At 62.8% G+C, this 21,557-nt stretch carries 20 protein-coding genes and 6 tRNA genes; 15 read left to right on the top strand and 11 right to left on the bottom strand.

All coding sequences use genetic code 11. The features are described 5' to 3' along the window. Window positions 1-5 precede the first annotated feature (5 nt). The 4 genes from ACKAMS_RS12950 to ACKAMS_RS12935 all read left to right on the top strand — a co-directional run bounded on the left by ACKAMS_RS12950 (window position 6) and on the right by ACKAMS_RS12935 (window position 4,062). The gene (locus tag ACKAMS_RS12950; RefSeq protein ID WP_408989141.1) at window positions 6-2,282 is read left to right on the top strand and encodes a molybdopterin-dependent oxidoreductase; all 2,277 of its coding nucleotides are present in this window, start codon (window positions 6-8) and stop codon (window positions 2,280-2,282) included. A gap of 82 nt (window positions 2,283-2,364) precedes the next feature. Beyond that, window positions 2,365-2,838 (top strand): YbaB/EbfC family nucleoid-associated protein, encoded by a 474-nt coding sequence (locus tag ACKAMS_RS12945; RefSeq protein WP_232816759.1) that lies wholly within the window; start codon window positions 2,365-2,367, stop codon window positions 2,836-2,838. Beyond that, window positions 2,831-3,142, top strand: a complete 312-nt coding sequence (locus ACKAMS_RS12940) for a hypothetical protein (protein WP_080910843.1) — start codon at window positions 2,831-2,833, stop codon at window positions 3,140-3,142. Before ACKAMS_RS12945 ends, ACKAMS_RS12940 begins: the two co-directional genes overlap by 8 nt. Next, window positions 3,142-4,062, top strand: coding sequence for a hypothetical protein (locus tag ACKAMS_RS12935; protein ID WP_019748273.1), 921 nt, complete (start codon window positions 3,142-3,144; stop codon window positions 4,060-4,062). Before ACKAMS_RS12940 ends, ACKAMS_RS12935 begins: the two co-directional genes overlap by 1 nt. Before the next feature lie 53 nt (window positions 4,063-4,115). On the opposite strand, the gene msrB is transcribed toward ACKAMS_RS12935, so the two are convergent. Genes msrB through ACKAMS_RS12915 form a run of 4 tightly spaced genes read right to left on the bottom strand, consistent with a single transcriptional unit; the run spans window position 4,116 to window position 8,223 of the window. After that, the gene (gene msrB / locus ACKAMS_RS12930) at window positions 4,116-4,547 is read right to left on the bottom strand and encodes a peptide-methionine (R)-S-oxide reductase MsrB (RefSeq protein ID WP_003942631.1); all 432 of its coding nucleotides are present in this window, start codon (window positions 4,545-4,547) and stop codon (window positions 4,116-4,118) included. 9 nt (window positions 4,548-4,556) lie between these two features. Next, window positions 4,557-5,840 (bottom strand): glycosyltransferase family 87 protein, encoded by a 1,284-nt coding sequence (locus ACKAMS_RS12925; RefSeq protein WP_019748274.1) that lies wholly within the window; start codon window positions 5,838-5,840, stop codon window positions 4,557-4,559. A 60-nt stretch (window positions 5,841-5,900) separates the two neighbouring features. Then, on the bottom strand, window positions 5,901-7,454 hold the full coding sequence (locus ACKAMS_RS12920; protein WP_080910846.1) for an alpha/beta hydrolase: 1,554 nt from the start codon (window positions 7,452-7,454) through the stop codon (window positions 5,901-5,903). A 19-nt stretch (window positions 7,455-7,473) separates the two neighbouring features. After that, window positions 7,474-8,223 (bottom strand): pyrimidine reductase family protein, encoded by a 750-nt coding sequence (locus tag ACKAMS_RS12915; protein ID WP_408989110.1) that lies wholly within the window; start codon window positions 8,221-8,223, stop codon window positions 7,474-7,476. A 43-nt stretch (window positions 8,224-8,266) separates the two neighbouring features. On the opposite strand from ACKAMS_RS12915, the gene zapE reads away from it, so the two are divergent. After that, window positions 8,267-9,283, top strand: coding sequence for a cell division protein ZapE (gene zapE, locus ACKAMS_RS12910; RefSeq protein WP_408989109.1), 1,017 nt, complete (start codon window positions 8,267-8,269; stop codon window positions 9,281-9,283). A 12-nt stretch (window positions 9,284-9,295) separates the two neighbouring features. Here the strand turns inward: zapE and ACKAMS_RS12905 are convergent, their stop codons facing one another. Together ACKAMS_RS12905 and ACKAMS_RS12900 are read right to left on the bottom strand one after the other, a co-directional pair. Next, complete coding sequence (locus tag ACKAMS_RS12905) at window positions 9,296-9,829, bottom strand: N-acetyltransferase (protein ID WP_019748278.1); 534 nt, start codon at window positions 9,827-9,829, stop codon at window positions 9,296-9,298. A gap of 67 nt (window positions 9,830-9,896) precedes the next feature. Then, on the bottom strand, window positions 9,897-11,093 hold the full coding sequence (locus ACKAMS_RS12900) for an MFS transporter (protein ID WP_019748279.1): 1,197 nt from the start codon (window positions 11,091-11,093) through the stop codon (window positions 9,897-9,899). 116 nt (window positions 11,094-11,209) lie between these two features. On the opposite strand from ACKAMS_RS12900, the gene ACKAMS_RS12895 reads away from it, so the two are divergent. Both ACKAMS_RS12895 and ACKAMS_RS12890 read left to right on the top strand, forming a co-directional pair. Then, window positions 11,210-12,595, top strand: a complete 1,386-nt coding sequence (locus ACKAMS_RS12895) for a GH1 family beta-glucosidase (protein WP_070385158.1) — start codon at window positions 11,210-11,212, stop codon at window positions 12,593-12,595. 174 nt (window positions 12,596-12,769) lie between these two features. After that, window positions 12,770-13,267 carry an alpha-isopropylmalate synthase regulatory domain-containing protein gene (locus tag ACKAMS_RS12890; RefSeq protein WP_070385159.1) on the top strand — a complete coding sequence of 166 codons (498 nt, stop codon included), beginning with the start codon at window positions 12,770-12,772 and terminating at the stop codon, window positions 13,265-13,267. Window positions 13,268-13,431: 164 nt separating this feature from the next. Here ACKAMS_RS12890 and ACKAMS_RS12885 read toward each other — a convergent pair. The 5 genes from ACKAMS_RS12885 to ACKAMS_RS12865 form a co-directional block, all read right to left on the bottom strand. After that, a tRNA-Val gene (locus tag ACKAMS_RS12885) sits at window positions 13,432-13,506 on the bottom strand. 16 nt (window positions 13,507-13,522) lie between these two features. After that, window positions 13,523-13,598, bottom strand: a tRNA-Gly gene (locus ACKAMS_RS12880). Between the two features lie 92 nt (window positions 13,599-13,690). Next, window positions 13,691-13,765: transfer RNA gene (locus tag ACKAMS_RS12875), tRNA-Val, on the bottom strand. A gap of 1 nt (window position 13,766) precedes the next feature. Beyond that, window positions 13,767-13,837 (bottom strand) — tRNA-Cys (locus tag ACKAMS_RS12870). Window positions 13,838-13,862: 25 nt separating this feature from the next. Continuing rightward, window positions 13,863-13,935, bottom strand: a tRNA-Gly gene (locus ACKAMS_RS12865). A gap of 293 nt (window positions 13,936-14,228) precedes the next feature. Between ACKAMS_RS12865 and ACKAMS_RS12860 the strand changes: the two genes are divergently transcribed. From ACKAMS_RS12860 to ACKAMS_RS12825, 8 genes are all read left to right on the top strand, one after another. Next, a tRNA-Val gene (locus tag ACKAMS_RS12860) sits at window positions 14,229-14,300 on the top strand. A gap of 187 nt (window positions 14,301-14,487) precedes the next feature. After that, the gene (locus ACKAMS_RS12855; protein ID WP_029255280.1) at window positions 14,488-14,940 is read left to right on the top strand and encodes a TIGR02611 family protein; all 453 of its coding nucleotides are present in this window, start codon (window positions 14,488-14,490) and stop codon (window positions 14,938-14,940) included. A 133-nt stretch (window positions 14,941-15,073) separates the two neighbouring features. After that, on the top strand, window positions 15,074-17,131 hold the full coding sequence (gene thrS / locus ACKAMS_RS12850; protein WP_047888389.1) for a threonine--tRNA ligase: 2,058 nt from the start codon (window positions 15,074-15,076) through the stop codon (window positions 17,129-17,131). After that, window positions 17,128-17,682 (top strand): HIT domain-containing protein, encoded by a 555-nt coding sequence (locus ACKAMS_RS12845; protein WP_264614478.1) that lies wholly within the window; start codon window positions 17,128-17,130, stop codon window positions 17,680-17,682. Before thrS ends, ACKAMS_RS12845 begins: the two co-directional genes overlap by 4 nt. Window positions 17,683-17,763: 81 nt before the next feature. Continuing rightward, complete coding sequence (gene pgsA / locus ACKAMS_RS12840) at window positions 17,764-18,459, top strand: phosphatidylinositol phosphate synthase (protein WP_408989108.1); 696 nt, start codon at window positions 17,764-17,766, stop codon at window positions 18,457-18,459. Next, the gene (locus ACKAMS_RS12835) at window positions 18,456-19,358 is read left to right on the top strand and encodes a phosphatidylinositol mannoside acyltransferase (protein ID WP_042919909.1); all 903 of its coding nucleotides are present in this window, start codon (window positions 18,456-18,458) and stop codon (window positions 19,356-19,358) included. Before pgsA ends, ACKAMS_RS12835 begins: the two co-directional genes overlap by 4 nt. Further along, complete coding sequence (locus ACKAMS_RS12830) at window positions 19,355-20,482, top strand: glycosyltransferase family 4 protein (RefSeq protein ID WP_003943332.1); 1,128 nt, start codon at window positions 19,355-19,357, stop codon at window positions 20,480-20,482. Before ACKAMS_RS12835 ends, ACKAMS_RS12830 begins: the two co-directional genes overlap by 4 nt. Beyond that, window positions 20,479-21,501 carry an NUDIX domain-containing protein gene (locus ACKAMS_RS12825; protein WP_042951805.1) on the top strand — a complete coding sequence of 341 codons (1,023 nt, stop codon included), beginning with the start codon at window positions 20,479-20,481 and terminating at the stop codon, window positions 21,499-21,501. Before ACKAMS_RS12830 ends, ACKAMS_RS12825 begins: the two co-directional genes overlap by 4 nt. Window positions 21,502-21,557: the final 56 nt, after the last annotated feature.

Here is a 21,557-nt window from a genome sequence, read left to right as displayed (position 1 = left end):
AACACATGTCCCATTGGGGAATGTTCACCGCCGAATCGGTCGCCGGCGAGGTGACCGCCGTGCATCCGTACGAGGGTGATTCGAATCCCTCGCCGATGCTCGGGAACCTCGCCGGTTCGGTGCGCAGTCGGGCTCGCGTTTCGGGCCCGGCGGTGCGCCGCGGTTGGCTCGAGAACGGGCCTGGTCCCAGCGACCGACGTGGAGCGGACGAGTTCGTCTCGGTCTCGTGGGACGAACTGACCGAACTCCTCTCCCGCGAGTTGCGTCGCGTGGTCGACACGCACGGGAACAACGCGATCTTCGGCGGCTCGTACGGCTGGGCCAGCGCCGGTCGATTCCATCACGCGCAGAGCCAAGTTCACCGATTTCTGAATCAGCCGGGTGGATACACCAAGTCGGTCCACAGCTACTCGCTCGGTGCCACCGGTGTCATCATGCCGCGTGTGGTCGGAACACACTGGAAGTTGTTCGCGCGCTCCACGTCGTGGGACGTCATCGCCAAGCACTCCGATCTTCTCGTCTCGTTCGGGGGAGTACCGATCAAGAACACCGGCGTCAATGCCGGTGGTACGAGCGATCATCCGACGCGCGGGGCGCTCGACGCATTTCGTGCCCGCGGCGGAAAGATCGTCTCCTTCAGTCCGTTGCGCGACGACGTCGATGGCGACTGCGAGTGGATCGCACCTGTTCCGGGAACCGACGTGGCAATCATGCTTGCCCTGGCGTTTGTCCTGGCGTCGGAGGACCTGCACGATCGCGATTTCCTGAACCGCTTCTGCGTCGGCTACGAACGCTTCGAGGATTACCTGCTCGGACGTGCCGACGGTGTACCGAAGGATCCGCGCTGGGCGCAGAAGATCTCCGGGGTGCCGGCGGAGTTCATCACCGACCTGGCTCGGAGAATGGCGTCCGGCCGGACGCTGGTGACCGTCACGTGGTCGTTGCAACGCATCAAACACGGTGAGCAGGCACCGTGGATGGGCGTGACACTCGCCGCGATGCTCGGCCAATTCGGGCTTGCGGGTGGCGGTTTCGGCCACGGCTACGGTTCGATGAACGAGCCGGGTCTGGCTCCGGTGCCGTATCCGTTGCCGACCTTCTCACAAGGTGTGAATCCGGTGCCCGATTTCATTCCGGTGGCCGCGATCTCCGATCTCTTGCTCTCGCCCGGCGAGGAGTTCGACTACGACGGCAGGCGCCTGACCTATCCGGATATTCGGTTGGTCTACTGGGCCGGTGGCAATCCGTTTCATCACCACCAGGATCTCCCGAGGCTGCGACGGGCATTTGCGTGTCCGGACACGATCGTCGTTCACGATCCCTACTGGACGCCGATGGCCCGCAACGCCGACATCGTTGTCCCGTCGACAACGTCGCTCGAACGAAATGACCTGAGCTGCACACGAAATGATCCACTTCTGGTCGCGATGCAGCAAGTAGTTCCACCTTTCGCGAATTCGCGAGACGACTACGACACGTTTGCCGCTCTGGCTTCTGCGCTCGGATTCGGGGAGCAGTTCACCGAGGGGAGATCCTCACAGGAGTGGATCGAGCATCTCTACGGTCAATGGCGGCCGTTCGTCGATGCAGACGGCGGCAACACACCGACGTTCGAGGATTTCTGGTCGGACGGGCACTACCGGATGCGAACCGAAGACAACCTCGTGCTCTTCGGTGACTTCCGCGAGGACCCCGAGAAGTATCCGCTCTCGACTCCGAGTGGGAAGATCGAGATCTTCTCCGAGACCATCGAGTCTTTCGGCTACGACGACTGCGCCGGCCATCCGCGCTGGTACGAGCCCGACGAGTGGCTGGGTGGACCACGGGCCACGCAATTCCCGCTTCACTTGATCGCCAACCAGCCCAAGACGCGGCTGCACAGCCAACTCGATCACGGCGCTGCGAGCCAGGCATCGAAGATTCAGGGACGCGAGCCGATTCGTATGCACCCGGATGCAGCGGCCGCGCGCGGCGTGTCGGCTGGGGACGTGGTGCGCGTATTCAACGATCGCGGGGCGTGCCTGGCTGGTGTGATCGTCGATTCGGATTTGCGGAGCGACGTCGTCCAGTTGTCGACCGGGGCGTGGTACGACCCGCTCGATCCTGCCGATCCCGATTCGCTGTGTGTTCACGGAAATCCCAACGTTCTGACGCCAGACGTCGGCACGTCTTCGCTTTCGCACGGGTGCACCGGCCAGCACGTTCTGGTGCAGATCGAGAAATTCCAAGGGGTTCTGCCGCTGGTCAAGGCGTTCGATCCGCCCGTGCTTCGTTCGCGCTGACGGAACCGATCGGCGACCTCCCGCGTCGAACCTCGTGAGCGCCTGAATCAGGTGTCACGATCTATCGAAGGTGGGGGCCATCGTGAGTGGGGCGGATGTTGGTTCGATGAGGGGACAGGTCGAAGTTCTTCGGGCTCAGATCGATTCGATGCAGGTTGATCTGTTGGAGCGAACGCGATCGCTGGCGGATATGCAGGAGAAGATCGCACGAGCGACGGCGAGCGCGCGCTCGAGTGATGGCAGCGTGGAAGTCGTCGTAGACGCTTCGGGGGCGACCGTGGGAGTCACCCTCTCCGGGAGCGCTTACGGCAAGCATTCGCCGGTAGCGTTGGGAAATCTGATCCTGGCCACGGCCACATCTGCGGCGGAGGACATGCGCCGACAGGTTGCCGAGATGTCGAGGCCGTTCACCGAAGCGGCCAGGATCGATTTGCCTGACCTCGTTCCCGGTGTGCTCGGATTGCGTGAGATTCTCGCGCCTCGTCCGGCGTCGGTGCCGGTCGGCGGCGACGAGCACTGGGACCGCACCGTTCTGAGGAGCTCCGGCAATGTCTGAACTGGACGTGGACGTGGCCGCGATGGGAAGTGCTGCACCAGCATTCGAGGTGGTCGCTGCCGATCTCGACGAGGCACGGAGTGCTCTGGAAACAGTGGCCGGCGCCGAAGAGGGGCGCTGGGGCGCTGACCAGTTCGGAACCGCATTCTCGGACGCGTATGTTCCCGGTGCGGAGTCAGCAGTCGGTGGGATGACACTGGTCGCGGGCGCGCTCCGCGAATTGACCGCCACGCTGATCGAGATCACCGATCGTTTCGAATCGATCGACACCTCGCTTGCCGACGACATGGCGGGTGGGCTCTGATGGGACTCGAGATTCCGGGCTGGTTACAGGCGGTTGCGTCGGTCGCGGTGGGCAGTGACTGGCCGCAAGGAGACGAAACGGCACTGTGGAGGTTGGGTGATGCCTGGTCAGGCGCGGCTGATCGGATCGAGGCTTCGGCCGCTGCCGGTGGTTACGGATTGCAAACTGTACTGGCATCGATCGACGGTCGAGCCGGCGACTCGTTGTCTCGGTATTGGTCGGAGGCCGGGGGAGTTGCGGAGGTCTTCGAGCGGTTGTCCTCTGCCGCGGCCGAACTGGGTCAGTCATGCACCGATACCGGCACGGACATCGAGTACACCAAACTGTCGATCCTCGCGGCGCTGGGCGCACTGGCGCTCGAGATTGCCGCCATGGTGGCGGCGGCTGTCCCGACACTGGGTGCGAGTACCGCCGGAATCGTGGCGGCTGAGGTGGCAACAACACTCACGGTCCGAATGCTGTTGCAGCAATTGTTGATACGAGTGATCGAGGCTGCAGCAGTGGAAGCTGCCGCTGCCGTCTTTTCCGGCCTCGCCATTCAACTCGGGCAGATGACGATGGATCATCGCCAGTCGATCGACGGTGGCAAGGTCGTGACCGAGGGGCGCGACGGTTTCATCAAGGGACTTGCGAACGGAGGGTTGAAGACGACGCCGGATCGTGTCGGCCCTGACCCGAACCCGCTCCCGACCGGTTCGAGATTGCAGCAGATCGCGCGGGGGGCTTTCGACGATGCGGTATCGGGAGCGTCCGCTGCGATCGTGACGAAGGAAGTCACGGGCGGCGATGCCTCGTTGACGGACATCACGTCCGGCGCGATCGGTGGTGGGATCGGGTCAGTCAAGGACGGTCTTGTCGCTCGAAACGAGGACCTGAACGCGGCTGGTCTGAGCCCGACTGCGCTGAACTGGGACTTCTGAGTTGAAGTCTCGAATCGTGGGCTACCAGTGACTCGGGGTAGCCCACGACCTGGCTACTGAGCGGGCTTGAGAACCAGCGAGATCGAGTTGATGCAGTACCGCTGATCGGTCGGCGTCGGGTATCCCTCGCCCTCGAAGACGTGACCGAGGTGGCTGTGGCACTTCTTGCAGATGACCTCGACACGGCGCATCCCGAGTGAGCTGTCTTCCTTCAGGATCACGGCATCCGAATCCGCCGGATCGAAGAAGGACGGCCACCCGCAGTGCGATTCGAACTTCTCGGTGCTGCGGAACAGTTCGGCTCCGCACGCACGGCAGGAGTAAACGCCTTCCGTGGTGGTGTCGGTGTACTCGCCGACGAAGGGGCGTTCGGTGCCGGCTTGGCGCAGGACGGCGAACTCCTCCGGCGTCAGCTTTTCGCGCCACTCGCTCTCGGTGTACGTGACCTCAGGTGTGCTGTCGATGCCATCGTGTGAAGAACTCATGCCTCCACGCTAATGCTTTGTCGCCGTTTCGGCTTCGTCGGCAGGTGAGACGGTATCGAGTGGGGGATCGAGGAGGTAGGCGGGATCGATTCCGCGATCCAAGCGGCCCTCGCGACGCGCGACCAGATACCGGTATCCGAGGACACAGAAGATCACGATCAGCAGAAGGCTCCAGCCGAGGGTGCTCTTGGTGTATTCGGCTGCCCGGCCGAAGGTCGGCCAGCGGTTCGACCACCAGCTGTCGAACGTCATGAAGCCGTAGACGGCGAGCCACGCCGGCCAGTTCCGCATGACCGAGTTCTTGAGCACCACGGACATCAACAGCGGCAACAGCATCATCGAGTAGTACATCTGGCCGAGCGATGGCAGCAGGAACGACGCGGTCATGATCACACCGGTCGCGGTGGTGAGGAAGAAGAGTTCGTCGTTGCGGTAATAGCGGTACAGAAGCCACAGAGAGACGACGACCATGGCGGCCAACACGACGCGCAACAGCAGGATCAACCATTCGGGCAGACCGAAGTAAGCGCCGTTTCCGACAATCGAACTGTTGAAGTAGTCACGAGATTCGAGCAGGTACGGCACGGTGCGGCGGACGAAGTCCATCGGATCCGACGCAAGCGGCCATGCCACGACCGTGAGAATGAACGGGATGCCCAGGGCGGTGACGAGCACCTTCCACTGACCGCGAACGAGCGGCAGCAGGAGCAGTGGCGCGAGAGTGGGTTTCACTGCGATGGTGAGACCGATCGCGGCGCCGGCCCACAGATCCTTCTTGCGCATCAGCAGCAGGAGGAAGGCAACTTCGCCGAGCAGTACGAGGCCGTTGATGTTGGTGAACACCAACGTGTTGGTGACCGTCTCCGACATGAAAGCACCGAGCACCAGAATCGGCGCCGCGATGGAACTGATCGTCAGGTCGAACAAGCGCAACAGCAGGTAGAGAGCCACGAGAATGGCGACGGCATTGACACCGATGAACAGCCACCGCGAGCGCTCGGGATCGAGGATCGCCAGGGGTGCCATCAACAAGGAACCCGATGGTGGGTACAGATAATGGGGGTCTACGGAGTTGAAATCTGCGGTGTAGACGTCGCGCCCGTTCCAGAACGCCAGCGCGGCGTTGTAGACCGGTCGGAAGTCATCGGTGATGGCGCCGTTGACTGCTGTGACGATGACACGATTGAGCACGGTCATCACGGCGATCGGCCACAAAACGAAGTTGACGACTTGTTGGGTTGTCCGCCCGGTACGCGGCTCGAGCTGTCGAAGGAACACTTCGGCACGGTACACCGGAGCAGGGTGTGATCGGGGGATGCACCCCTTTTCGGTCGTGGTGGACAAGCGCCCGAGTCAGGCCGGGCACACGCTTCCGTTGCTGGGCAGGGAGGCGTCGGTGAGGTATGCCCTCATCGCCTGCTGCGCGCAGGTGGATTGTGCCGCGGGGTGACCCGCACCCTGCCAGTCCAGGGTTGCGAAGCGCGACCCCGCGTTGGTCACGACGCCGGTGACGGTCGAGAGTCCGGAGTTCCCGACGGCCGGGTCGCCCTGACCGCTCAGCACGAGGACGGCGGGCTTCAACTGATTCGGCAGGGGAGAGTTGGCGGTTGACGGCCAGCTGGCGCATGCGAGCAAACCGAGCGCGGCTTCTCGACCGAATACCGGATAGTTGGTGCCCCAGGTGTCCGCCAGTTCGCGGACGCGCCCGATCCCCGGCCACTGCATGCCGTCGGTGCATCGTCCGATGAACTGGCCGTCACCGTCCACCTCGTTCTCTGCCCGGGCGGCGCGCTCTCGAATCGGCGAAGCGTTGCCGGTACCGAGCGCGGACAGAGCGTCTGAGAGCGAGCGGGTCTCTTGCTCACGGTTGGTTCCGGCAGTCCACAGGCTCGCCGAAATCGCGTTCGACACCGCAGCGGCGGACAGCGGCTGGAATTCATCGGCCCGAGCGCGCTCCATCAAGTCCGTGACCGCTTTCTTCGGATCAGGTCCGAGAGAGCACCCCAGCGCCACACATCGCTGAGCGAATGCGGTCAACGCCGCTTCCTCGCCCTGCACGCGGCTCTCCGCCTCGGTGGCAGCGTCGGTGGCCACCGGAGCGGGAGAATCGAGGATCAACCTCGCGAGGTTGTCGGGGTGGGCTGCCGCGTAGCTCAGCGCGATGTCAGAGCCGGACCCTGCCGACCACAGAGCGATGGTCTCGACGCCCCACCGCGTACGTAGAGCGTCGATGTCCTCGGCAGCGGAGTCCGCGCCGAACTTCAGTTCTTGAGGATCGAGATAGTCGGTACAGGCGATGGTTGCATCGTGACCGAGAGCGGCGACCGCGTCGGCGGCGTCGCCGGTGGAGTCTGCGTCGAACTGGCCCAGATCGTGAAGGCCGCGCCGAATCTCCGGCGTCATGCAGTCGATTGCGGTGGACCTGTCGATTCCGCGTCGATCCAGGGCAACGACGGGGTGGTCCGCGAGCACCGTCGTCAAGCCGGACGTAGCGAGCATGGCCAGAGAGTTTCCCGACGAACGGTCGGTGCCGGACGTGAACACGATCGGATACGCGTTGGCAGGCGTCGAGGATGTCCGAGCGCGGGTCAAGCCGGCAGTGAAGTTGCCGTCGATGGCGCCGGTCACGTCGATGGGGGCACTGAATTCCGCGCATTCGAGGATGACGCCGGCGCTCGACGCTGCGAGAGCCTGGTCGGCGAGTGACGTGCCGGTGCAGTCTCGCCACGGTATGTCGTCGGTCGGGACGCCGGGGTCAACCGGCGGCGCATCGGGTGACGGTACCTCGCTCTGGGCAGGGCTGCCGTCGGTGCGGCCTTCGACCGCGACGGCGGGCCGAAGCGACGGCCCGGCGCCGCACGCACAACACGTCGCGAGGACGACGGCCATCAAAGCAACTCTGCGCATGCCGACCAGAGTGCCAGGTTCACCGACGTGGCTGCTGACGAACCCATCGAGTGAGGATCGTGCCGTCCGAATCGCCGAGAATGTGAGCGGGACGCATCGACGTGGGCATTGCATTGGGGGAGAGCGAGATTCGGCCGACTTTGCTCCCCACCAGTTGAGGTGAAGTGGTGATGCAGAGTTCGTCGACGGCATTGTCCTCGATCAACTGCCCGAAAAGTGACGGCCCGCCCTCACACAGCACGCGACGGAGCTTGCGAGCCGACAAGGCCCTGTCGATGTCGCCGCTGCTGACATTCGGTGAGTCCGTCACCTCCACCTGCGCTCCGGCCGATCTCAGCGCTGAAATCGCTGCGCTGTCCGCGGCGCTACCGACAACAAGAATCGGCGGAATTTCGGTATCTCGTAGGAGCCGGCTTTCAGGGTCGATCGACGCGTGCGCCGAGACGACGAGGATCGGTGGGACCGGAGCGAGGCCGCCCGCCTTTCGTCGCGCCTGGGCTGCGTCCGAGATCTGCACACCCCCGTAGTTCTCGGCTCGCGCTGTGCCTGCGCCGACCACGACGACGTCACAAAGTTCGCGCAAGATCCCGAATACCGACTTGTCTGCAGGTGTGCCCAGTCCATGGCTCACTCCGTCGACGGAGACGCACCCGTCGATGCTGGAAACGAAGTTCACGCGCATCCAGGGTTGGGAGAGGTTCGCCGGATAGGCGTACATGCCGCGGAGTTCGTCTTCGTGGCCTGGTGTGAAGTAGGTCGCAATATCCATACGGTGCACATGAGAGATCACATCACGTAGATACCCTTGACGGATGCATGAACGTCTTGTCGATCGCAGCCCGGTGGTACCCGCCGATCAACTGGTAGCTCAAATGGTGCCTCCCGCAATGTTCGACGAGGTGAGTTTTGCGTCCTACATTCCTGATCCGAAGGAACCGAGCCAGGCAGCTGCTGTCGCCAAGGCCGAGGAATTCTCCAAGCGCGTAACCAAGATCCGTAGTGGTGGACGCCGCGGACTGTTCGGCAAGAAGACCCAGGCGACCGGCGCCGGCCTGTACCTCGACGGCGGGTTCGGTGTTGGTAAGACTCACTTGCTGGCGTCGATCTTCCACAGCGTTCCGACGCCGAAGGCCTTCGGAACCTTCGTCGAGCTGACACACGTCGTCGGCGCTCTCGGCTTCAACAAAGCGGTCGAAGCGCTCGCCGACCACAGCGTTCTCTGCATCGACGAGTTCGAGCTCGACGATCCGGGAGACACCATGCTCGTCTCTCGCCTCCTTTCGGAGCTTTCCGCGCGCGGCGTGTCCATCGTTGCGACGTCGAACACGCTTCCCGGCCAGCTCGGTGAGGGTCGCTTCGCGGCTCAGGACTTCCTTCGCGAGATCAAGAAGCTCGGCTCGATCTTCGAGACGATTCGCGTCGACGGCCCCGACTACCGTCACCGCGATCTCCCGCCCGCACCGGAGCCCATCTCCTCGGAGGAATTGGTCTCTCGGGCCGAGGCGATCGACGGCGCCACGCTCGACAACTTCGACGAGCTGTGCAAGCACCTCAGCACACTGCACCCGTCGCGCTACAACAAGCTGGTCGAGGGTGTGAAGGCAGTCTTCATCGACGGCGTTCACCCGGCCACGGATCAGTCTGTTGCACTGCGCATCGTGGTTCTTGCCGACCGCTTGTACGACGCGAGCATCCCGGTCACCGTTTCCGGCGCACGCCTCGACGAGATCTTCACTCCCGAGATGCTCGCCGGTGGGTACAAGAAGAAGTACCTGCGCGCGACCTCGCGTCTGCTCGCACTTTCTCGTTTCGAGGTCGCGGCCGGCTGATCAGCAGGCCTGTCAGCTGACGGGACGCTCCATCACGAAATCGTGGTGGAGTTGTGCCCCCACGAGAAACGTCTTTGTGCCGACCTGGGTGAAGCCATGTTTGGCGTAGAACTTCTGGGCGCGCAGATTTTCCTGATTGACACCCAGCCAGATCCCGGCACTTCCGCTGCGTCGTGCATGGTCGACAACCGCGTCCATCAAGGATGCTGCCGCGCCGGTTCCGTGGTTTCCCGGAAGCACGTACAACTTGCTCAGTTCCGTCGTCGGGCGAAGTGTCACAGCAGCTTTGACGTCCGGGTCGGCGGGCTCGTCGTCGACGAGCATCGCGTAGCCGACGATCGCGCCGTCGCGAATGACCTTGAGAACGGTTCGTGTCGGGTCCGTCAGATACTCGGAGAACTTGTCGACGGATAGGACGTTGTCGATGAAGGCACTGATGTCGTCGTCGGATGCGCCCGGCGGACAAGCCAGCGGAAACGTCACCGCTGCCACGTCGGCGATTGCTTCGGAGTCCCAGATTCCGGCCCGGTCAACGGTGATCGTCACGTCAGTTTCTACCTCTCGCGCACATGATTCGGTTGATCAAGTACACCACCTTCGTCGAGCGTGATGCTCAAGCGGCATTCTCGGCGACCGGCGTCGTGGCTCGTTTCGGTGCGAACGCGGGAGCAAGGACTATCAAGATCGCGCAGAACGCCAGCGGAATCAGGAACCCGATTCGAAGGTCACTGAAGGCAGCGACCGCGCCGACGATGCCGCCGCCGACCACCGTGCCGACGTAGTTGAAGAGGTTGATGCGTGCGATCACCGCGTCGACCTGATCCGGGGGAGCCATCCGTCCGGCGGCGCTGAAGCAGATCGGGGCGATCACCGGTACGCCGAGGCCGACGATCAGGAAGCCGGCGATGGCAACGGCGGGAGATTGCGCGAGGACAACGATCGTCATGCCGACCACGCCGATGAGAGAGCCGATCCGCACGACGGTGGTCTCACCGAACTTGCCGACCCAGTAGTCGCCGGTCAGTCGTGCGACCAATGCCGCGATTTGGTACGCCGCCACGGAAAGGGCGGCCGTCCCGGCGTCGGCGAGCAGTTCGTCCTTGACGTACAGCGTCGACCAGTTTCCGACGCTGAAGTCGACCGCATAGAACAATGCCATCGCGACGCCGAGCAGGACGAAGGCGCGGGTGGGTACGGTGAATTTCGCGGTGCTCGTGATGTTTGCATCGGCAACCGGAGACTCGGAGCGATCGAGCAGTTGCGGGCCGAAGGCCAGAAGCATCAGTCCGACAACAACTCCCGCGATCACCTGCGTTATGCGGATCGAGATGTCGAGGCTTGCGGTAGCAGAGATGAACAGAGCGCCGACAATCGCTCCGACGCTCCAGGAAGCATGGAACGAGGAGAGGATGAAGCGGCCCTTGGCGTGTTGGATCGAGACTGCCTGCATGTTGGCGGCGGCGTCGACCATGCCGAGTCCGATGCCGTAGATCGCCAGGAAGACGAAGAACATCGCCGCGTTGGGCGCAATTCCGGTTGCCCCGCCGAAGACTGCGATGACGGCGAGTCCGGTTCGCAGAGTCATCTTGCTCGACGTTCTCACGGCCAGAATCTCGGCGAGCACGCTGCCGAGCCCGGCGATGACGGACACGGTGACAACCGCAACCACAACCAGTGTCTCGCTCAGCTCGAACAAGTCCTTGTACTGCGGCAGCTGCGTCAGAATGGCGGCGAGCAGAAATCCTTGAAGTCCGAAGGCCACCGAAGTGGCGATCCGAGCCCTCGTCAGGGTGCGGGTGTTATCCGTCATCAAGCAGGGCCTTTGTCTCGTTCGTTCGGTTAGGCCGAACGGTACTGGATCTTGATACTGGTCGAGTGTCCAACAAAGCTGCGTGTTTTGCACGGTTCTTTGATTAACTGACCGACATGACTCGGCAGCCGACACCAGAATTTCCGTCTTCCTTCGTCTGGGGAACCGCCACCGCGGCCTACCAAATCGAAGGAGCTGTGGCCGAAGACGGTCGCGGACCGTCGATTTGGGACGAGTTCTGTGACCGCCCCGGTGTAGTCGTCGGGGGCGACACCGGAGCGGTTGCTGCCGATCATTATCACCGCTGGGAATCGGATATCGAGTTGATGAAAGACCTCGGGCTCGACGCTTATCGGCTGTCCCTGTCGTGGTCGCGAATTCTGCCCACCGGATCGGGAGCCGTGAATGCGAAAGGGCTCGACTTCTACGACCGCCTGATCGATCGACTGTGTTCGGTGGGAATTACTCCTGCCGTCACTCTCTTTCACTGGGATCTGCCCCTCGCACTGCAAGAGCAGGGCGGCTGGATGAACCGAGACACCTCGTACCGGCTGGGGGAGTACGCCCAGGTCGTCGGCGAACGGTTGTCCGATCGCGTCGGAATGTGGATGCCGCTCAACGAACCGGTAGTGCACACGCTCTACGGTCATGCCCTGGGAGTTCATGCCCCCGGCCTGGCCTTGGGGTTCGAGGCTTTCCAAGCCGCACATCACCAGCTGCTCGGGCACGGCCTCGCTGTCGAAGCGCTTCGGGCAACCGGATGCACGAACATCGGAATCGCCTCGAACCATGCACCGGTGCGGGCCGCTTCCGATTCCCCGGAAGACGTGATGGCTGCCGACATCTACGACCACGTCGTCAATTGGATGTTCGCCGACCCGGTATTGGTCGGAAAGTACCCCGCCGACGAATTCGCCCAGCTGCTCAGCGGTCCCGTCGACGAGGACTTGAAAATCATCGGGGCGCCGCTCGACTGGTACGGGATCAACTACTACGAGCCGACGATGATTGCCGCTCCGGTGGAAGGCCAGGGGACCGAAGGTGTGCTCGAGGTCGACCTACCGCCGGGCCTGCCCTTTGCGCCTGTCGCGATTACCGGTTATCCCACAACCGATTTCGGATGGCCGATCGTTCCCGAAGGGCTGGGTGAGATCCTGCGGACGTTCCGAGCTCGGTTCGGTGACGCACTGCCGCCGATCTATATCACGGAAAGCGGATGTTCATTCCACGACGCACCGGATGCCGCAGGCGTCGTCGAGGACGAAGCGCGAATCGACTACCACGATGCGCACCTTCGCGCCCTCCGATCGGCCATGGACGACGGTGTCGACGTCCGTGGCTATTTTGTGTGGTCACTCCTCGACAACTTCGAGTGGGCAGCCGGCTACCAGGAACGATTCGGCCTGGTCCACGTCGATTTCGATACCCAGAAGCGCACACCGAAGACCTCGTTCGAGTGGTATCGCGCCCTGATCGCCGGGCACAAATCGGCTCAGGTCTGACCTGTGCGGAGGCGGTCCGGGTTGCATTCTCGAACCGGGCCGCCTAGCCTCGTCTCTCATGAAGCGAATTCTCGTAGTAAGCCGCCGTAGCGGGGTCTGAATCGGACCGACCCCTCGCTGCGGGTCGTCTTGCTACCAGTTGGTCCTCCACTTCATTCCAGGAAGACCACGATCATGACTTACAACTTCGCCTTCGCTTCTGATTCTGCCTTCGCTTCTGATTCTTCTTCTACCGCTGCTGATCCTTTCGCGACGCGTCACGGAAAATCTCTGCCAGCCGGCCTGCGCGCCGAATGCTCAGCGATGTCTTGGACCGAGTTCGAGTCCACGTATGCGGCTATGAGCGGCCCGATCCGTTTGGGCGCGTGGTCCTCCGAGAAGATTGCGCCGGGTCGTTGGACTTTCGAAGCGACTCTCGGTCTGGGGGAGCGCATCCAGAAGGCTTCCGCCACCTCGACTGGCGCGATCTCGGCCATGACGTCGATGCTGCACGACGCGGGAATCTCGCTCGAGATCCTGTCTTTCCATCAGCACCAGATCGGCCACCGCACGGCGACGTTCATCTTTACCGAGTGCGACGGCCGTCGGAGCTGGGCGATGGGGATTGCGGAGTCGTCGACTGAGTCCTCGCTGCGCGCGATGACTTCGGCAGCGAACCGCTTCTCTCACTGATCAGTTACATCAATCTGATCAGTTACATCAATCTGATCAGCTACATCAACCGCAGTACTGACGTGGATTCCCGAGAGGGCTTGCGTCTGTACTGCGGTTGATGTGTTCGGCGCTCGAACGCAAAAAGCCGGAACCCTGAGGTTCCGGCTTCTTGCAATTTCAAATGGTGCGCGATACTGGGATTGAACCAGTGACCTCTTCCGTGTCAGGGAAGCGCTCTCCCGCTGAGCTAATCGCGCGGGTTCTGGAGAAAAATGGAGCGGACGACGGGATTCGAACCCGCGACCCCAACCTTGGCAAGGTTGTGCGCTACCAGCTGCGCCACGTCCGCATGAGCAATGAACTCCGTTACCGGAACTCAGTACTTTTCTAACTTATCAGACCTGCAAGCAGGTCTTGACCATCAGGCCCGAGGGCCTGACGTGGTGCGCGATACTGGGATTGAACCAGTGACCTCTTCCGTGTCAGGGAAGCGCTCTCCCGCTGAGCTAATCGCGCGAGGTGGAGACGGGAATCGAACCCGTGTGCACGGCTTTGCAGGCCGTTGCCTCACCACTCGGCCACTCCACCGTAAAAGGTTGAGTCACACCTCTCGAGCGGACGACGGGATTCGAACCCGCGACCCCAACCTTGGCAAGGTTGTGCGCTACCAGCTGCGCCACGTCCGCATCGCACCGTGTTGCTTGGGGAGCTGCTCGCTCTCCTCGGTGCGTTGGAAACATTAGCCGACCGTGTCGGATACACACAAATCACCAGCTCAGTGGCGTGTTCGGAGTCGAATCGGCCCGTCGCGCGCGTTGCAACTGTCCGTCTTGGCGATGAATACGGTCTGAAATCAGCTCGAATTCGTAGATTTCGGGGTCGCCTGGAGCAAAACGAATGCCAACCTGGTGATTCGTATTCATCGCGCAGCCGTGTTAATGTTCCAACTCGTTCGAGCGCATGCGTTCGGATGACTTACGGTCCCGTGGCTCAGTGGGAGAGCGTCCGCTTCACACGCGGAAGGTCGCTGGTTCGATCCCAGCCGGGACCACAGAAAAACATTGAAGGCGTTCCCGATCATCGGGGACGCCTTCAGTCGTTTGAGAGCACAGTCGTTTGAGAGCACAGCTGTTCGAGGGCACGGTTGTTTCGGCATGCAGACCGTCGTCGCAGGTCGCCGGCCGATGATTTCGGTAGCCTGGTCGAAGAGACATTTCGCGACCGAAAAGGTGACCGACTTGAGTACCGAAAAGGTCGATTCTCCCGTCGACGATTCAGACCTGTCCGTCTTCCAAGACGCAGAGTCCCGCTGGGAGCGGTGGCGCGCTGGAATCGCCGCGCGGCCCACCCTCAATCTTGCGTACCGCATCGGCGTGGGAGTCGTGGGCACGATCGTGTTCGCAGCAGGCATCGTGGCTATTCCGTACCCCGGGCCCGGTTGGCTCATCGTCTTCGCCGGCCTCGGCATACTGGCGTCGGAGTTCGCGTGGGCACATCGACTCCTTCATTTCGCGAAGGCTCGATACGACAGGTTCATGGAATGGTTCGGCAAGCAGTCGCTGTTCGTCAAGGGGTTGGGCGTTCTGTTCACCACAGTGATCGTCCTGGCGACGTTGTGGGTGCTCGGCACCTTCGGCCTGATCGGGACATGGGTGGGCCTGGACTACTCGTGGCTCGAGTCGCCACTGTGAGCTGAACGCGGCCCGGTTTCCTTCACTCGGTTGTCTCACCATGTCGGTAGGGCCGATAACATGATCGTGCGCGTACTCGCAGTGGGTACGACGCCTGTCTAACTTGTCGCAATACCTTTAGGAGCACATCGCCGTGACCAGTCCCGCGCCAGAGCACTCAGCCGCCCCACTTCGGGTGCCCGCGGGGACGACCGCCGGGACTGCAGTGCGCGAAGCCGGATACCCCACGAAGGGGCCCGACGTGATCGTCGTTGTCCGCGATGGCGAGGGAACGCTCAAGGATCTGTCGTGGACACCTGAGGTCGATGTCGACGTCGAGCCGGTGGCAGCATCCACCGAGGACGGCCGCAGCGTCATCCGGCACTCCGCGGCTCACGTCCTCGCGCAGGCGGTCCAGAAGGAATTCCCCGACGCGAAGCTCGGGATCGGTCCGCCGATCAAGGATGGCTTCTACTACGACTTCGCAGTGGATCGTCCGTTCACTCCGGAGGATCTGGCCAAGCTCGAAAAGCGTATGAAGCAGATCATCAAGGGATCGCAGCGTTTCTCGCGTCGAGTGGTCGATTCGATCGAGGACGCTCGGGTCGAGTTGGCCGACGAGCCCTTCAAGCTCGAATTGATCGACGACAAGTCCGGTATCGACGATCCCGAGATCATGGAGGTGGGCGGCAACGAGCTGACCATCTACGACAATCTCGATCCGCGCACTGGCGACAAGATCTGGTCCGATCTGTGCCGCGGCCCGCATATTCCGACCACGAAGCACATTCCGGCCTTCAAGTTGACCCGAAGCTCCGCCGCCTACTGGCGTGGCAACCAGGACAACGCCGATCTTCAGCGTGTCTACGGCACCGCGTGGGAGTCCACCGAGGCTCAGGACGAGTACCTCGAACTGCTCGCCGAGGCCGAGCGTCGTGATCACCGCAAGCTCGGTACCGAACTGGACCTCTTCAGCTTCCCCGACGAGCTCGGTTCGGGTCTGCCGGTGTTCCACCCCAAGGGCGGCATCATCCGCACCGAGATGGAGAACTACTCGCGCAGCCGCCACATCGAGGCGGGCTACGAGTTCGTCAACACTCCGCACATCACCAAGGGACATCTGTACGAGGTTTCCGGTCACCTCGACTGGTACCGGGACGGAATGTTCCCGGCGATGCACGTCGACGAGGAACTGAACGAGGACGGCACCGTGCGTAAGCCGGGCCAGGACTACTACCTCAAGCCGATGAACTGCCCGATGCACAACCTGATCTTCCGTGCTCGCGGACGCTCGTACCGTGAATTGCCGTTGCGGCTCTTCGAATTCGGCTCGGTCTACCGCTACGAGAAGTCCGGCGTCATCCACGGCCTGACCCGCGTGCGCGGCATGACCCAGGACGACGCTCACATTTACTGCACCCGTGAGCAGATGCGCGACGAGCTGACCACCACCCTGCAGTTCGTTCTGAACCTGCTCAAGGACTACGGCCTCGACGACTTCTACCTCGAACTGTCCACCAAGAACCCGGACAAGTTCGTCGGTAGCGACGACGTCTGGGAAGAGGCGACCGCAACGCTCGCCGAGGTCGGCGAAGCTTCCGGCCTGACTCTGGTGCCGGATCCGGGTGGAGCCGCGTTCTACGGTCCCAAGATCTCCGTTCAGGTCAAGGACGCACTCGGCCGCACCTGGCAGATGTCGACCATCCAGCTCGACTTCAACCTGCCCGAGCGGTTCGAACTCGAGTACACCGGCAACGACGGCGTCAAGACTCGTCCGGTCATGATCCACCGCGCGCTGTTCGGCTCGATCGAGCGGTTCTTCGGTGTCCTGACCGAGCACTACGCGGGCGCTTTCCCGGCGTGGCTGGCGCCGGTGCAGGTCGTCGGAATCCCAGTGGCCGAGGCGTTCGCCGATCACCTGTTCGACGTCACGAAGAAGCTCAAGGCAGCCGGTGTTCGCGCCGAGGTCGATTTCAGTGACGACCGGATGCAGAAGAAGATCCGTAACCACACCACGCAAAAGGTCCCGTTCATGCTCCTCGCGGGCGAGCGTGACGTGGAGGCCGGCGCGGTCAGCTTCCGTTTCCGTGACGGCACCCAGATCAACGGAATTCCCGTCGACGACGCCGTCCGGATCGTCACCGAGTGGATCGGCCGCCGCGAGAATGCCTCGCCGACAGCCGAACTGGTGCAGCCAAGTGTGGCGCAGTGAGCGCCCCCGGTGACGAGGGTCCGGGTTCGCTGATCGACCACGGCGTCGGTGATCCTGATCATTTGCAGCGTATTTGGTCGCCACATCGGATGTCGTACATCACCGAGGCGCCCAACACCCCGGGTACGACGGGTGAACCGTTCATCGACATTCCGAAAATGTCGGACGAGGAAGGGTTGATCGTCGCCCGCGGTGAACACGTCTACGCGGTCTTGAACCTGTACCCGTACAACCCGGGTCACCTGATGGTGGTGCCGTACCGCAAGGTCGCGGCCCTCGAAGACCTCACGCCGGAGGAGAGCGCCGAGTTGATGGCGTTCACCCAGCGTGCGTTGCGGGTGATCAAGAGCGTGTCGAATCCGCACGGATTCAACGTCGGTCTGAATCTCGGTGCTGCCGCGGGCGGTTCGCTGTCCGAGCACCTTCACCAACACGTAGTCCCACGTTGGGGCGGCGACGCCAACTTCATCACCGTGCTCGGTGGGGTCAAGGTGATGCCGCAATTGCTGCGGGAGACCAGGGGACTACTCGCCGGTGCCTGGCAACAATAGGTTGATGCATCCGGCTTCATGGCAGGATGCATTGCTGCAACGAGTTCCGAACCGGAACTCACGACGGGGAGGGTTCCTGCGGTGTTGAGCTTCTTCGGGCGCGCATCGGTGTCCAAGGTGACGGCACCTATGGGGAAGGCGCTGGTCAAGACCGGTCTGACGCCGGACTCGGTGACGGTGATCGGCACGGTGGCAAGCGTCGCCGGTGCGGTGACGCTGTTTCCGTCCGGACATCTGTTCTGGGGAACCTTGTTCATCTGGTTCTTCGTCATGTTCGACATGCTCGACGGCGCAATGGCTCGTGCTCGCGGGGGCGGAACGCGGTACGGGGCGGTACTGGACGCGACCTGCGACCGCGTGGCCGACGGCGCGATTTTTGCCGGCCTGGCCTGGTGGGCGGTCTACCACGAGAACAGCAAGTGGCTGCTCGTCGCGACGCTCATCTGCCTCGTCACCTCGCAGGTCATCTCGTACGCGAAGGCGCGCGCGGAGGCGAGCGGGCTGACTGCGGACGGCGGGTGGATCGAGCGCCCGGACCGACTGATCATCGTGTTGGTCGGATCTGGCCTGACAGGTATGGGTCTAACGTGGGCGATTCACATCGCGATGTGGGTACTTGCCGCCGGAAGTATCGTGACGGTCTTCCAACGAGTGCTCGCGGTGCGCAATTCGCCTGGCGCCCGGGAACTTCTGCCGATCGCCCCGGCGGCATCGACGGTCGAAGGCGCGCCGAACACCGACGGCGAGCCTAAAACGGACGGCGAGGCAGAGAAATGAGCTTTGCCGAGCGTGCAACCGATCTGGGATACGCCGCGGGTTGGCGTCTGGTACGAAGCCTGCCGGAATCGGTGGCGGTCAAGCTGTTCGACGCCGGAGCGGATTTCGCGGTACGCAAGGGCGGACCCGAACAACTCAGGAAGAACCTCGCGAGAGTTCTGGGCACGACGCCGGAGGAAGTTCCGGATCAGTTGATCAAGGATTCGATGCGCTCGTACGCCCGGTACTGGCGTGAGGCGTTCCGTCTTCCGTCGATGGATCTGGTCGCGACCGGTAAAGCGCTGCATGCGCTGGTCGAGGGCCAGGAACATCTGGAAAAGGCAATGGCGGCAGGTCATGGCGCGGTATTGGCGCTGCCCCACAGCGGTAATTGGGACATGGCCGGCGTGTGGTGTGTTCAGCAATGGGGTGGGTTGACCTCCGTTGCCGAGCGACTCAAGCCCGAATCCCTGTACGAACGGTTTGTCGAATACCGCGAGAGTCTCGGTTTCGAGATCTTTCCGCTCAGCGGCGGGGAGCATCCTCCATTCGTCGAACTGTCCAAGCATCTGCGCGAGAACAAGATCGTGTGCCTGCTGGGGGAGCGCGATCTGGCGAAGAAGGGTGTGCCCGTCACCTTCTTCGGAGAACCCACTCGCATGCCCGCCGGCCCGGCGAAGCTCGCGATCGATACCGGCGCGCCGCTACTTCCGGTCCACTGCTGGTTCACTCCCGACGGTTGGGGTTTCAAGATCGACCCGCCGATCGACGTATCCGGCGGAGTCGGCCCGGCCACGCAGGCACTTGCCGACCGTTTCGCGGTCAACATCGCAGCGCACCCCGCTGACTGGCACATGCTTCAGCCGCTGTGGCGCTCCGACCTCTCCGAATCGCGGCTCGCCCGCATGGAGGGTGAATGAAGATCGGCATGATCTGCCCGTACTCCTTCGACGTCCCCGGTGGCGTGCAGGCGCACGTGGTGGATCTGGCCGAGGTGCTGATCGAACGTGGTCACAAAGTGAGTGTGCTTGCGCCGTCGTCCGATGACGACGAGTTGCCGGATTTTGTGGTTTCCGCAGGTAAAGCCGTCGCGATTCCCTACAACGGTTCTGTTGCGCGGTTGTCTTTCGGCCCGACGGCGAACAACCGCCTCCGCAAGTTCATCGCGGAAGGTGACTTCGACGTTCTACATATCCACGAACCCAATGCGCCGAGTCTGTCCATGCTCGCGTTGCGTATCGCGGAAGGCCCGATCGTCGCCACCTTCCACACGTCGACCACGAAGTCGTTGGTGCTGAGCACTTTTCAGGGTGTCTTGGCTCCGTATCTCGAGAAGATCAGTGGCCGGATCGCAGTCTCGGAGTTGGCGCGTCGGTGGCAGGTCGAGTCCCTCGGATCCGACGCCGTCGAAATTCCCAACGGCGTCGATGTCGCAGCGTTTGCCGAGGCCGATCTGTTGCCCGGCTACCCGCGCGAAGGTGGAACCATTCTGTTCCTCGGTCGCTACGACGAACCGCGCAAGGGGATGGCCGTACTACTCGGTGCGTTGCCGGAGTTGGTCGAGCGCCACCCGGATCTCGAAGTGATCGTGGTCGGACGCGGCGACGAGGAGAAACTCCGCAAAGAGGCGGGCAAGTACTTCAAGCATCTCCGCCTGCTCGGGCAGGTCAGCGATGAGGAGAAAGCGTCGGCGCTTCGCAGTGCGGACGTCTACTGTGCGCCCAATCTCGGCGGTGAGAGCTTCGGGATCGTGCTGGTCGAGGCCATGGCGGCTGGCACTGCCGTCGTGGCCAGTGAGTTGGACGCTTTCCGCCGTGTTCTTCGCGACGGTCAGGCCGGCTTGCTGGTCCCCATCGGGAACTCCGATGCCTTGGCCGAGGCAATCGATTCCGTTCTCGGTGACCCGGATCGACGACGCGCGCTGGTCAACACCGCGACAAGTGTTGTTGCCGAATACGACTGGCCGGTGGTGGCCGAACAGATCCTGCGTGTCTACGAGACCGTCACGGTTGGCGGCACCGGCGTACGCGTGGTGGGTTCATGACCTTCTCCGCTCTGACGATCTTCATTCTCGGGCTCGTCGCTGCCGTCGTCCTGGTCGTCGGACTGTGGGCGTACGGGACGGCGAACCGACTCGATCGACTGCATGTGCGTTCGGATCAGTCGTGGTTGGCGCTCGATGCGGCTCTGTCCCGTCGTGCCGCGGTTGTCCGCGCGGCGGCTGTGGACATGAGCGCCGACGACGCCCGCAGATTCGTCACCTTGGCGGACGCCGCCGAACGGGCGGATCGTCAGGATCGCGAGCTTGCCGAGAACCGGCTGTCCAATGCTCTCGCTGCCTACGGCACGACGTCGCTGCGACCTCAACTGGTGGCCGAGTTGGCCGATGCCGAGGCGCGCGTGCTGATCGCCCGGCGGTTCCACAACGACGCGGTGCGAGACACTCTCGCGTTGCGTACCCGACGACTTGTTCGATGGCTACATCTCGGCGGAACGGCGCCACTGCCTCAATACTTCGAGATCTCTGAGCGCACGACCGCGGCGGCGGTGCCCGAGGGAATCACCGTGGATACGTCACGGACCTCTGCCCGCGTGGTGATGCTGGACGAGGAAGATCGGGTGCTGCTGTTGCGCGGGCACGATCCCAAGATCCCGAACACTTACTTCTGGTTCACCGTCGGCGGCGGGCTCGAACGCGGCGAACATCTGCGAGCGGCCGCGGTTCGTGAGATCGAGGAGGAAACGGGGTTCAAGGTAGCGCCGGAGAATCTGCGAGGTCCGCTTTGGCGTCGGGTGGCGATCTTCCCGTTCGACGGTGAGCTGATCCGTTCGGAAGAGCTGTTCTTCGCTACGCGCACTCACGGCTTCGAGCCGGTCTTCCAAGGCCACACGGAATTGGAACAGCGTGCCATCACCGGCCATCGCTGGTGCAGCGCCGACGAGATCCGCCGACTGGCCAAGTCCGGTGAGCCCGTCTACCCGTTGGATCTGGCAAACCTCCTGGTGGAGGCCGCGACGATTGCGGACGGTTCCGAGGATCCGGAAGTGCGTTCCATCCGCTGATCGTTCGGTCGTTCAGTGCTCGCGGCCGTTTAAGGCCAGCAATGGCAAATTGGATA

The organism is Rhodococcus sp. 5A-K4 (assembly GCF_046097995.1).
GTDB lineage: Bacteria > Actinomycetota > Actinomycetes > Mycobacteriales > Mycobacteriaceae > Rhodococcus_F > Rhodococcus_F erythropolis.
This window is presented reverse-complemented; position numbering and strand designations above follow the sequence as displayed.